Genomic DNA, 12,673 nt, shown 5'->3' on the forward strand with positions numbered 1-12,673 from the left:
GTATTTTATGTTGAAATTTGTTTCTTTGTTTAATGCAAAAACTCAACTTTCCAACATATTCGTTTCGCTTCAAAAGTAGCGAAAATAAAACGTTGGTTTTTGATGAAATCCGAAAAAAATTCATGGTGCTTACACCCGAGGAGTGGGTTCGTTTGCACGTTGTTCAATTTCTTTTTAAAGAAAAAAACTATCCCAAAAGCCTTATAAACGTTGAAAAGCAGCTAAAACTAAACAACACCGTGAAAAGGTATGATGTTGTGGTTTACAACAAGGACGGGAGTATTTTTTTAATTGTGGAATGCAAAGCGCCCGCGGTACCTATTAACCAACTTACTTTTGACCAAATTGCGCGATACAATCTTGCTTTGGGAGCTGAATATTTAATGGTAACAAACGGTTTGGAGCATTATTATTGTCAAATGGATTTTGAGAATGAACGGTATATTTTTTTGAAAGAAATTCCAAATTATAAATAACCTGAAAAACACTTCAAAAATCTATCTTTACAGACGTGAATGTAGCCGTAGTAATACTCAATTGGAATGGAAAGGATTTATTGGAGAAATTTCTACCTTCAGTAGTGAGGTTTTCCACGGAAGCCACTATTTATCTTGCTGATAATGCTTCAACAGATGATTCTGTTGCTTTTGTTTCCGAATTTTTTCCCTCGGTAAAAATCATACAAAATAAAATAAATGGAGGGTATGCAAAAGGTTATAATGACGCATTAAAAAATCTATCCGAAGAAATCTTCGTCCTGCTCAATAGCGATGTTGAAGTAACCGAAAATTGGTTGCAACCAGTAATTTCAGAATTTGAAAAAGATAATTCAGTCGTTGCCGCGCAGCCTAAAATCTTAGACTACAAAAACAAAGAATTCTTTGAATATGCTGGCGCCGCCGGGGGTTTTATTGACAAATATGGCTATCCCTATTGCCGCGGACGTATTTTTGATACTCTCGAAAAAGATGAAGGACAATACAATGATGTTTCAAATATTTTTTGGGCTTCTGGAGCTTGCTTATTTGTAAAAGCGGATGCTTTCTGGCAAGCTGGCGGATTTGACGAAGACTATTTTGCCCATCAAGAGGAAATTGATCTTTGCTGGCGTTTGCAATCAAAAGCGGGTAAAATATTATATGTTGGAAATTCAAAGATTTATCACGTAGGTGGAGCAACATTAGCAACCTTGAACCCTAAAAAAACATTTTACAACTTTAGAAATTCGCTTTTAAATATTTTGAAAAATGCAAAAGGAAATCAAGCTTTTACTTCAATTTTTATGCGAATGCTTTTGGATGGACTTGCTGCATTTCAATTTTTATTCCAGGGTAAACCACAACATTTCATTGCAATACTCAAAGCGCATTTTAGTTTCTATTTACTAATTCCAAAATTCCTTCAAAAAAGAAAAAAATACGCTTCAAAAATGAAATATTTTTTAATCAAATCTATTGTATTTCAGTATTTTATACAGAAGAAAAAAGTTTTTAACGAACTTTAATTTTTTTTACTTAAAGTATTGTTAATCGTTATTGGGCTAATAGCAATTTTAATAATTTTGGTTCGGAAATATTAAACAAAACAATCTAATATAACACTAACAAATTATGAAGAAACTATTGATTCTAGCATTATGTTCTAGTATGGCATTTACTTCTTGTGTATCGAGCAAGAAATATGCTGAACTTGAAGCAAAACAAAAGAACACGCAAGATTTGCTGAACACAGCAACTGTTAAACTTAACGATTGTCTTGCAGAAAGAGCAGCCTCTACAGCTCGTGCTAAAGAGCTTGAAGAGCGTTTAGCAGACATGAAAAAAACAAATTCTGATCTTATTCAAAGTTCTAAAGATCTTACAATGCTAACATCTAAAGGTGCTACTAACCTTGAAAAATCATTGGAAAGTTTAAAAGAAAAAGATCTTAAAATTACACGTTTGCAAGATGCCCTTAACAAAAAGGATAGTGTAACTCTTGCTTTGGTTACAAGTCTTAAAAGAGAAGTTGGCGTAAATGATCCAGACATTGAAGTAAATGTTGAAAAGGGTGTTGTTTACATTTCACTTTCTGATAAAGTAATATTCAAAAGCGGAAGCTACCAAATATCAGGAAGAGCTACTGAAATTTTAGGCAAAGTTGCCAAAGTAATTAACGGAAAACCTGATTTTGAAGCAATGGTTGAAGGACATACAGACAATGTTCCTTACAGCAACGGAGTTTTAGTTGACAACTGGGATTTAAGTGTAAAAAGAGCTACTGCAATTGTACGCGAATTACAAAAACTTGGTGTAGCGCCATCTCGTTTGGTTGCTGCAGGTCGTGCAGATTACGTGCCATTGGTACCTAACACAACAGCTGAAAACAGAGCAACAAACAGACGCACACGTATCTTGGTTCTTCCAAAAATTGATCAATTTTATGATATGATCGAAAAGGAAATGAAAAACCTTGAAGCTGGAGGAAAATAATTTCCTGAAATAAAAATAATGAAAACCCGGTCCCAAAAAGACCGGGTTTTTTAATTGATATGCTCATAAAATCCTAGTGAAGCTTTTTGTATATTTAGATACGAAATATAACACGCTATAATTATTTTAAAAATGGAAGAATTCAAAACCAATTGGACACGCGAAGAACTGAAAGCCTATATTTTGTTATACTGTGCCTACGCGAATTTTATTGAAACAAAAGCAGAAAAAGAGTACATAAAATCGAAAGTGGGTGAAGAAGAATATCGTCAAATCCATAAGGAATTTGATCAGGACAATGATTATCAACGTATACAAAAAATTCAGAGTACCGTAGCACGTTACGATTATTCCAAAAATGAGATAGATAGACTTTTTAAAAACATAAAAAAATTATTTCTTGCAGACGGCTCCATAGATATTCTTGAAGAAAACATATATCGGGGATTACAGCATCTGCTAAAATAACTTATCTCAACTCTGAAATCATTCACGAAAAAGAATTAAATATAATCGAAAAATTCTACGAAGCTTTTGCGAACTTGGACGCAGAGCGCATGCTAGAATATTATGACAACAATGTAACTTTTGAAGATCCAGCTTTTGGTGTTTTACACGGTGAAGAGGCTAAAAACATGTGGCGAATGCTTTGTAAAACCCAACAAGGGAAGGATTTCAAAGTAGTAACCTCAAACATAGAATGTACTCCCAAAGCGGGAAAAGCACGCTGGGAAGCCTATTATACCTTCAGTAAAACAGGAAGAAAAGTTCACAATGTGGTTAATGCTACTTTCAAATTTAAGGATGGAAAAATTATAAACCACGTTGATAAGTTCAATCTTTACAGATGGTCTAAACAAGCTTTAGGTTTTAGAGGCTTTTTAATTGGTTGGACAGCTTTCTTCAAACAAAAACTTAACCAGCAAACACGATTTCTACTTTCAGAATTCAAGAAAAAAAATGCAACAGTTTAAAGCTCCAAGCTTCCTTTGCCCTCACGTATTACAACAGGCGAATCACCAGTGAGGTCAATTACTGTTGAAGGGATATTTCCCCCATAACCACCGTCAATAACAAGGTCAACCAAATTGTCCCATTTTTCAAGAATAAGCTCAGGATCAGTTGTATATTCTATCACTTCATCCTCATCTTTTATAGACGTAGAAATTATGGGATTTCCCAATGCTTGAACAATAGCACGCGTTATGGAATTGTCTGGTACCCTTATACCTACTTCTTTTTTCTTTTTAAAAACAGTTGGAAGATTATTATTTCCAGGCAGAATAAATGTGTAGGGGCCTGGTAAGTTTCGTTTTAGCAATTTAAAGGTGGGTGTATCTATTTGTTTCACATAATCACTCAGATTGCTTAAATCTTCGCATACAAAAGAGAAATTCGCCTTTTCTAGTTTCACGCCACGCAATTGTGCCACACGTTCCATCGCACGGTTACTTTTTATATCGCAACCCAAGGCATAAACCGTATCGCTTGGATAAATAATAACACCTCCATCTCGAAGAATTTTTACAACCTTCTTAATTTCCTTTGGGTTGGGATTTTCTTCGTAAATCTTTATAAATTCAGCCATAGCGAAACTTTTTTGTTTTAAATATAAAGCATTTTATAAGAATTAACAACTTCTTGAATAACGCATAACATAAAAAATGTATTTCACCGTTATTCCTTTTAATAAGGTCTATTTATGAAAAAACTCCTCATTCTAATTCTTTTCTTCGGAATTCAATTTAGTTATGTTTCCTGTTCAAAAGACAGTGAAAATAATACGGAACAACCCTTGGTTGCTGAAACTTTCATGAACGTTTCCTACGGAAGCAATTCCCAAGAAAAATACGATCTCTATTTACCCGCTGACCGCTCATCAGGTAAAACTAAAGTTATTGTTCTTGTTCACGGCGGCGGATGGACTGGCGGCGACAAAGCAGACATGGATTTTTTGGTTCCTTACATAAAACTTAGACATCCAAATCACGCAATAGTTAATATTAACTATGTGCTTGCAGATATAAATACGCCTGCATTTCCAAACCAATTTTTGGATCTGGATGCTGTTATTAATAAGCTTACAGTTGAAAAAGAGGATTTACAGATTTTACCACAATTTGCACTTATTGGCGCAAGTGCAGGTGCACATATTTCGTTAATGTATGATTATATATATGACCTAGACGACCAAATAAAAATGGTTGGAGACATTGTAGGACCATCAGATTTTACTGATCCGTTTTACAGTGAAAACCCCAATTTTTCACTTTTAATGACTGCTTTGGTTGATGAAAGCGCATATCCTCCTGGAACAAATTATGCTGAAGTTTTAAGCCCAGCGCTTCGAGTTACAAACGCCAGTAGCCCTACCCTACTTTTTTATGGAAACACAGATCCTTTGGTACCTCTTGCAAATGCTACTACATTAAATACTGCACTCCTCAATTCACAAATAGATCATATTTTAAATATTTATGAAGGTGGTCACGGTGATTGGGCAACAAATGACATTGAAAATATGAAAACCCAGATAAGCACTTATATTGATACTTATTTGGAAGTGAATGAATAAATAGAATTTCGGGGTTTCTTAATTTGAAATCACGAATGAGTATTTGACGAATTATGTATTCATCACCTTAAGTTTTGCAAAACGAAGTAGTAACTTTTTCAAGCCGCCGTTTTCAAAATCTATTTCCGCTTTTGTATCAGCGCCAACCCCTTCAATTTTAAGAATCTTCCCTTTTCCGAAGCGAACGTGTTCAACCATGGTTCCCACATTTAGGTTTGCGTCTGCGGCATTAAAATTTTTATCAGTATTGCTTAAAACTGGCTTCAACCTTCTCAGTTTTCGAAGTTGTTCTTCAGTTGGGCCTGTTGGTGCTTTGCTCGCCACAGGTTTCCGAAGCCGCAACTTGCTATGGTCTACTTCATCAAAAATATCTGCATCCAACAAGGGTTTATACCTGTTTTCAGTAATTGGAGTCAAGTATTCTAGGAAACTTTCATCAATTTCCTCAATAAAACGGCTCGGTTCGGCGTCAATCAATTTTCCCCAACGATAGCGGGATTGGGTATATGTTAAATAAGCTTGTTTTTCAGCACGCGTCAAAGCAACATAAAACAAGCGTCTTTCCTCTTCCAATTCACTGCGGGTATTCATACTCATTCCGCTGGGAAAAAGATCTTCTTCCATTCCAACAATATATACGTATGGAAACTCCAACCCTTTTGCCAAATGGACGGTCATTAAAGCCACGCGATCACCATCGCCCTTGTCATTATCTAAGTCTGTGGCAAGTGCCACATCTTCCATAAATTCTGAAAGTGAACCTGTGGCATCGGCAATTTCTTTTTGTTCCTCTACAAAATCGCGCATCCCGTTCAATAACTCTTCAATATTCTCAATCCGTGCGATTCCTTCTGGAGTACCGTCTTTTTTAAGTTCTTGAAGTAAACCTGTTTTTTTTGAAACGTGTTCGGTAATGGTGAAAGCATCGTAATTTTTATTTAAAACTTGAAAACTTTCAATCATCGTAACAAAATCCTGTAATTTAGTTTTAGTTCCCGAATTTATCTTCAAATCAATTTTGTCGATATTTTTCATTACTTCAAAAATCGAACGGCTGTAATGATTTGAAGCTACAATCAATCTTTCAATAGTAGTTTCACCAATTCCACGAGCTGGATAATTTATTACACGTTTTAGAGCCTCCTCGTCTTTCGGGTTTAAAACCAATCGCAGATATGCCAAAACGTCTTTTATTTCCTTTCTTTGGTAAAAACTGAGTCCGCCGTAAATTCTGTATGGAATATCTTTCTTCCTAAGCGCATCTTCAATCGCTCGGCTTTGTGCATTGGTTCGGTACAAAATAGCAAAATCGCCATCTTTCAGCTGGTGGTTCATTTTATTTTCAAAAATGGAACTGGCCACAAAACGACCTTCATCACCATCCGTCATTGTCCGGTTTACGAGAATTTTAGTACCTTCATCATTGGCTGTCCACACAACTTTTTCAAGACGGGTCTTATTCTTTTCAATGATACTATTTGCAGCGCTTACAATGTTTTTTGTGGAGCGATAATTTTGTTCCAAACGAAACACTTTCACATCATCATAATCTTTTTGAAAATTTAAAATGTTGTTGATATTCGCTCCGCGGAAAGCGTAAATACTCTGCGCGTCATCGCCCACAACACAAATATTTTGAAACCTGTCAGAAAGTGCGCGCACAATCAAATACTGACTGTGATTGGTATCTTGGTACTCATCCACCAATATGTAGCGGAATCGGTTTTGATATTTTGCCAAAACATCTGGAAAACGCGTTAAAAGCTCGTTGGTCTTCAATAACAAATCATCAAAATCCATTGCGCCAGCCTTGAAACACTTATCTACATACGATTTATAAATATCTCCCAATCGCGGCATTTTTGCCATTGCATCGGCTTCCATCAATTCAGGGTTGTTGAAATACGCTTTTACGGTAATCAGACTGTTTTTATAAGAAGAAATCCGCGAATAGACCTGTTTGTACTTATAAACGTCTTTATCTAGATGCATTTCTTTGATGACAGCGCGAATCACACTTTGTGAATCCTGGGTGTCATAAATTGTAAAATTTGAAGGATAGCCCAATTTATCTGCTTCAAAACGAAGTATTTTCGCAAAAATACTGTGGAAAGTTCCCATCCAAAGATTTTTGGCTTCGCTTGCGCCTACAATTTTTGAGATACGGTTTTTCATCTCGCGCGCCGCTTTGTTGGTAAATGTTAATGCCAAAATATTAAAAGGGTCCACTCCCAGCGACATTAGGTAAGCAATTCTAAAAGTGAGCACACGAGTTTTACCAGAACCGGCACCCGCAATTACTATCATTGCCCCGTCTTTTTGCAGCACTGGCGCACGCTGGGCATCATTGAGTTGTTCTAAATACTTTTCCAAAACTTCCTTTTCTTCAAGCTGTGAAAATAACCATTATCAAACTTTTATTAGAAGTGATTTTGGAGAAATTATAAACAATAATATATGACTCAATTATATTTTAAAAGTCTAGTACTTTTAAAAACCATTTAATTTTAAATATCTTTATAAAAAAACTTTCTATGGATGCATTTTTAGCTTTTCTATCCCAAATCCCTTGGTGGGGCTGGGTTCTCTTCTTCCTTTTAATTGTTGCCATTCGCGACATATTTTTCAACAAGCGCCATACGGTAAGCCATAATTTCCCCATAGTTGGCCATATACGTTATATGTTAGAAAGCATTGGGCCGGAGCTTCGGCAGTATATTGTAGCAAACAACAGAGAAGAGCTTCCTTTTAACCGTATAGAACGGGGATGGATTTATGCTTCTGCGAAAAACGAAAATAATTATGAAGGCTTCGGGACAGACCGAGATATTTATGAGCCAAATTATATTTTCATAAACAATTCGCTACTTCCTTATAAAGTTGAAAAAGAAAATCCCAATTATAAAAATCCATATTTTGTTCCCTGTGCAAAATTGATGGGGGGCTACCACAAAAGAAGAAGACCTTACAGACCAACCTCTGTAATTAACGTTTCCGCAATGAGTTTTGGCTCATTATCTGCGCGAGCAATCGAATCGCTAAATAAAGGATGTGGATTGGCTTATTGCTACCACAATACAGGTGAAGGTGGCCTTTCCCCATACCATAAAACTGGGGCGGACGTGGTTTTTCACTTTGGGACAGGATATTTTGGTGTTCGCGATGAAAACGGAGAGTTTTCTATGGAAAAAATTGTAAAACTTGTAAATGAAAACCCACAGGTTAGAGCTATTGAAGTGAAACTTTCGCAAGGTGCAAAACCAGGAAAAGGGGGTGTTCTGCCAGGTGCAAAAATAACACCCGAAATTGCTGAAATAAGACATGTACCATTGGGCAAAGATGTTCTTTCACCACCCAATCATACAGCTTTTGAGGGAGTAAAAGGTTTAGTTGAATTTGTGGAAAGCATTGCCGAAGCTACCGGTCTTCCTGTTGGAATAAAATCTGCAGTTGGCCGTTTAGGCGAATGGGAAGAGCTTGCGAAAATCATGAAAGAAACTGGTAAAGGGCCAGATTTTATAACTATTGACGGAGGCGAGGGTGGAACTGGTGCCTCACCGCCAAGTTTTGCCGATCACGTATCGTTACCTTGGCTTTTTGGTTTTGCTGAAGTTTATAAGATTTTCAAAAAAAATAACATCTGTGATCAAATAGTATTTATAGGGAGTGGAAAATTAGGCTTTCCCGCCAGGGCAGCAATGGCCTTCTCAATGGGCGCAGATTTAGTAAATGTAGCACGAGAAGCAATGATGAGTATTGGCTGTATCCAAGCACAACAGTGCCACACAAATAAATGCCCAAGCGGTGTTGCCACCCAAAATAAATGGTTGCAGCGAGGTATAAATATAGAAGACAAATCTGTTCGGGCCCATTTCTATTTTAAAAACTTTAGAAAAGAACTCTTGGAGATGACACACGCATGTGGCTATGAGCATCCCTGCCAATTTACCATGGATGATGTGGATTTAACCGTAGGCGATAAAAATCTAATTAAAACTTTGGCAGAATCTTTTATGTACCACAAATGCGCTGTTCCTTTTGAAAGTGTAAAAGCCCTTTCCCATTGTCCACATCTTGGTGGAAATTTCCACGAAAAAGAGGCGAAAAAAGAAGTGAAGGCAATGAAAAAGGAAAATAAAGTTCGCTATTAACGTTTTGAAGTCAACGTATCTCTTGCTCATATTCCAAAAACACATTAAGTTTGTTCTCCTTTAAAAATATTTATGGAAGAAGCAACCCAAATTATTAGTTATGTAGCCTATCTATTGCCTGCAATTGTTGTAGGCATTATTGCCTATTTCTTCTTTAAAGGCCACACTGCCAATGAGGAAGGCCGGAGAAGATATTTGGTTCAAAAAGAGGCACAAAAACAGGTATTACCACTTCGCCTGCAGGCTTATGAAAGAATAACATTGTTTTTGGAGAGAATTGATCCAAACAAATTATTAGTGCGTGTAAAACCGTTTTCAGATTCGAAAGACGATTATGAGAACTTGCTTATTAAAAATATTGAGCAGGAATACGAACACAATCTTACACAACAAATTTATGTTACTCCTGAATGTTGGAATTTGGTGAATGCCGCAAAAAATGCTACCATTCATGTGATTCGCCAAGGAGCAATGCATGAAAAAGATGGCAATGTTGATAAAATGCGTACATGGCTTCTTCAAAATTTTATGGAAGAAGTTTCTCCCTCACAAAAAGCTATGGCATATTTAAAAAATGAGGTAAGTGAGCTTTTTTAAAATTTAGGGAGTAAACATATTGTGATGAATGGCAAAAAGTACTAAGCCAATTCTATTTTTTATTCCAAGTTTTTTATATAGCGAATCTCTATAACCCTCAACGGTTTTGTAGCTGCAGAACATTACCTCAGAAATTTGTTTGTAGTTCATTTCAGTACACGCAAGTTTAATAAACTCAATTTCTTTTTCCTTTAATTCAGTATCTGTTTCTTTTTCCAAAGATTCCATAAGTATTTGAGAAACTGTATTTGTATAGTAATGACCATTTTCTATAACCTGTAATAATGCTTCTTCAAGAATATCTTTTTTGGTATCTTTCATTAAATAGCCTTTGGCACCAGCTCGAAGCATTTTCAAAATAGTGTATTCATCCTCTTCTATAGAAAGGGCAAGTACTTTTACATTGGGATACTTTTTTCTGAGTTGTTCAGTTGTTTCTATTCCGTTTAGAATGGGCATTTTTATATCCATCAATACCAAATCTGGAATATTTAGAGGATTTTCAAATTTATCCAATAGCTCCTGCCCGTTTTTGCATAAGTACGAAACTTTAAAATTATTAAAGCCTTGAACCAGGCCGCCGATTGCCTGGGAAAGCAAAAAATGATCGTCAACTACTACTACTGAATAATTCATTCTAATCTCCTTTTAAATTTATTTTTCTGAAAATTTTCCTATGCAAATTTATATTTTAAGTGCAAAGCCGTTCCCTTTCCTTTTACTGAATCTATCTTCAAAATTGAATTGATAAGTTGAGCCCTTGTTTTCATGTTTTTCAATCCAATTCCCATAAAATCACCACTTTTTTCAAACCCTACTCCATTGTCTTCGGCAATAATGGCCAATTCCTCAGTAGTATAATTGAGTACCACTTTTAGGGTAGATGCTTTTGAATGCTTTATGGTATTTGAAAAAAATTCCTGTAAAATTCTAAATAGAATAATCTGGGTATTTACTTCAATTGGAACCACGGTTCCATTGATGGTTAATTGGGCTGCAATAAATTTTAATCTATTGAACCTCTCTATTTCCAAGCTAACGGCTTCTTTTAAACTTAGGCTTTTTAATGCTTCGGGATTTATCAGTTTGGAAAGCGCCCTAAGCTCATCAAGGCCAGTGCCTATGGTTTGTGAAACCTCAGCCATCAATTCGGGTTTCTCCTGTGCCATTTGGGCCTGTATTTTAGCGAGAGTCATTAACTGCCCAATATTGTCATGAAGTTCCCAACTTATGTTTCGCAGGGTTTCTTCCCTAATTTCAATTTGTGATTCTGCCAATTCACGATCAAAAGCTTTTTTGGTCTCTTGCTGTTCCCACAACAATCTGTTTTTCCTTCGGGAAAAAACACTGAACATGACAATAACAATACCTACCAAGGTTATTGGAATTGCAATTGCAACTAAAATTATGATCTCTTTTTCATCCATAAAAATCCTGTTAGAAAGAATAAATACATAATAGTTACAAGCGAGGACTGTATTAAAATTAAAAGCTCAAAAAAATTGTCAGGTTTATAAAACCAAGTTTTGATAATCTTTATTGGAATATAACCAATATAAAACAGAAAAAGGCCAACGCTTACCCAGAACAATAAATCATTTTTTATAACAAGTACTAGAGAAGATTGCAGAATGTTTATGTAATAAAGTATAATACATAAAACCAATATTCCTGCCCCTGCAATATATGTTCTAGCAAAAGAATTTTCATAAATATTAGTGAAAATTAAATCGCTTAAAAAAATTATTAAAAAAATCCCGATACCTATTTTAATATACTTTTTAAACCTTTTATCATCAATTATCTCCATAAACACATAAAAGAAGAATAAAAAATGGATTAAATAATAGATATTAAATATAACCTGATTAATAACTAAATAATCATATTTGGTGAAGTATCCCCCATATTCCGTTGCGATGGTGAAAAAAAAAATAATTGGCAAATACTTTAATGGAGTATTTTTATATAATGGAAATCTAATTATAGCAACAAGAAAAACGATGACATAAAGTGCCAGATATGTATTCTCAAGTATTTTTAAAACTGTTTCCAAGAAAATCTAAAGGACCCTAATTGTTATTGCCAAAACCACCCGTGCCTGGAGGCGGGGCTAATTGTGTGTCATTCAAAATCAAACTTGTAGTTCCTCCTCCTTGAACCGCTGTATTATTTGAAATGAAAAATCCAGCTTCATTCATTTGTCCTGTAGAATCAGCTTGTCTTTTATTCTGGTTTATTTCTTTAGTTGAGTTAACTCTACTGATAGGTACTGCTGTGGGTTTTCCATCAACTTCCTCTATTGAAAAGTCTACGTTTTTTCCCTCATAAGCAATAGTTGGCACTACAAAAAAGCTATTTTTTCTTGGGTATTTCACCACATCTCCATTCGCGAATTTATCACTGTTTGGGTAGTTGGAAAGATAAAAACGTAAAGTCTTGATATCTACATTTGCCTGACCAGCTTCGTGTTCTATATAAGCAATGTATTGTTTTACGGTTTGTAAATCATATTCTGCATAGCGGGTAGGCTCAAAATTTGAACCATCTAAAGCAATGCTGTCCTCATACTTCTTTATAATAGGAACTCGTCTTTGCGTATATGCATCATACATCTCTCCTGCACGTTCTACTGAGATTATATGGTCTTTTGGGGGGCCTTCATACGGAGACTCATCATGTGTTGATGGCTCTTGGCAACTAAAAAGCAGCAAATTTGTAAAAAACAATAACATGAATAGTTTGGTCATTTTTGTGGTCATGATGATTTTTTTTAAGGTTGTGGTATAAAGGTAGTTACAAAAGCAGGGATTTAAAAATATGCTTTTAAAAATAAACTATGAAGATGAATTTAAAATGCTGGTAATAAAACAATTAAA

Annotated in this window: 14 protein-coding genes; 8 read left to right on the forward strand and 6 right to left on the reverse strand. The window is 35.4% G+C overall.

Annotated features, from left to right (window positions below):
* The first annotated feature begins 32 nt into the window (after positions 1–32).
* From AEQU1_RS11270 to AEQU1_RS11290, 5 genes are all read left to right on the forward strand, one after another.
* The gene (locus tag AEQU1_RS11270; RefSeq protein WP_111881192.1) at positions 33–476 is read left to right on the forward strand and encodes a type I restriction enzyme HsdR N-terminal domain-containing protein; all 444 of its coding nucleotides are present in this window, start codon (positions 33–35) and stop codon (positions 474–476) included.
* A gap of 35 nt (positions 477–511) precedes the next feature.
* A complete protein-coding gene (locus AEQU1_RS11275; RefSeq protein ID WP_111881193.1) occupies positions 512–1,504 on the forward strand; it encodes a glycosyltransferase family 2 protein in 993 nt (330 codons plus the stop codon).
* Between the two features lie 106 nt (positions 1,505–1,610).
* Entirely contained in the window at positions 1,611–2,471 is an 861-nt protein-coding gene (locus AEQU1_RS11280; protein ID WP_111881195.1) for an OmpA family protein, read from the forward strand.
* 132 nt (positions 2,472–2,603) lie between these two features.
* On the forward strand, positions 2,604–2,939 hold the full coding sequence (locus AEQU1_RS11285; RefSeq protein WP_111881196.1) for a hypothetical protein: 336 nt from the start codon (positions 2,604–2,606) through the stop codon (positions 2,937–2,939).
* A gap of 44 nt (positions 2,940–2,983) precedes the next feature.
* Positions 2,984–3,445 carry a nuclear transport factor 2 family protein gene (locus AEQU1_RS11290; protein ID WP_258455286.1) on the forward strand — a complete coding sequence of 154 codons (462 nt, stop codon included), beginning with the start codon at positions 2,984–2,986 and terminating at the stop codon, positions 3,443–3,445.
* Here the strand turns inward: AEQU1_RS11290 and AEQU1_RS11295 are convergent.
* The gene (locus tag AEQU1_RS11295; protein WP_111881200.1) at positions 3,442–4,059 is read right to left on the reverse strand and encodes an L-threonylcarbamoyladenylate synthase; all 618 of its coding nucleotides are present in this window, start codon (positions 4,057–4,059) and stop codon (positions 3,442–3,444) included. The two genes, AEQU1_RS11290 and AEQU1_RS11295, sit on opposite strands and share 4 nt — an antisense overlap.
* 114 nt (positions 4,060–4,173) lie before the next feature.
* On the opposite strand from AEQU1_RS11295, the gene AEQU1_RS11300 reads away from it, so the two are divergent.
* Positions 4,174–5,046: an alpha/beta hydrolase gene (locus AEQU1_RS11300; RefSeq protein WP_111881201.1), complete on the forward strand. Its 873-nt coding sequence runs from the start codon at positions 4,174–4,176 to the stop codon at positions 5,044–5,046.
* A gap of 51 nt (positions 5,047–5,097) precedes the next feature.
* Here AEQU1_RS11300 and AEQU1_RS11305 read toward each other — a convergent pair whose 3' ends face one another.
* Positions 5,098–7,419: an ATP-dependent helicase gene (locus tag AEQU1_RS11305; protein ID WP_111881203.1), complete on the reverse strand. Its 2,322-nt coding sequence runs from the start codon at positions 7,417–7,419 to the stop codon at positions 5,098–5,100.
* Positions 7,420–7,580: 161 nt separating this feature from the next.
* Here AEQU1_RS11305 and AEQU1_RS11310 point away from each other — a divergent pair, with 161 nt between their 5' ends.
* Positions 7,581–9,197: an FMN-binding glutamate synthase family protein gene (locus AEQU1_RS11310; RefSeq protein ID WP_111881204.1), complete on the forward strand. Its 1,617-nt coding sequence runs from the start codon at positions 7,581–7,583 to the stop codon at positions 9,195–9,197.
* Between the two features lie 72 nt (positions 9,198–9,269).
* A complete protein-coding gene (locus AEQU1_RS11315) occupies positions 9,270–9,794 on the forward strand; it encodes a hypothetical protein (protein WP_111881206.1) in 525 nt (174 codons plus the stop codon).
* A gap of 3 nt (positions 9,795–9,797) precedes the next feature.
* Here AEQU1_RS11315 and AEQU1_RS11320 read toward each other — a convergent pair whose 3' ends face one another.
* The 4 genes from AEQU1_RS11320 to AEQU1_RS11335 are packed head-to-tail and all read right to left on the reverse strand — an operon-like array spanning position 9,798 to position 12,544.
* Positions 9,798–10,430 (reverse strand): response regulator transcription factor, encoded by a 633-nt coding sequence (locus tag AEQU1_RS11320; protein ID WP_111881208.1) that lies wholly within the window; start codon positions 10,428–10,430, stop codon positions 9,798–9,800.
* Between the two features lie 38 nt (positions 10,431–10,468).
* Entirely contained in the window at positions 10,469–11,221 is a 753-nt protein-coding gene (locus AEQU1_RS11325) for a sensor histidine kinase (protein ID WP_111881209.1), read from the reverse strand.
* Entirely contained in the window at positions 11,200–11,850 is a 651-nt protein-coding gene (locus AEQU1_RS11330; RefSeq protein WP_111881211.1) for a hypothetical protein, read from the reverse strand. The genes AEQU1_RS11325 and AEQU1_RS11330 overlap by 22 nt, the downstream gene beginning before the upstream one ends.
* 16 nt (positions 11,851–11,866) lie before the next feature.
* Positions 11,867–12,544 carry a hypothetical protein gene (locus tag AEQU1_RS11335; protein ID WP_146743744.1) on the reverse strand — a complete coding sequence of 226 codons (678 nt, stop codon included), beginning with the start codon at positions 12,542–12,544 and terminating at the stop codon, positions 11,867–11,869.
* Positions 12,545–12,673 lie beyond the last annotated feature (129 nt).

Source organism: Aequorivita sp. CIP111184, from assembly GCF_900489465.1.
Classification (GTDB): Bacteria; Bacteroidota; Bacteroidia; order Flavobacteriales; family Flavobacteriaceae; genus Aequorivita.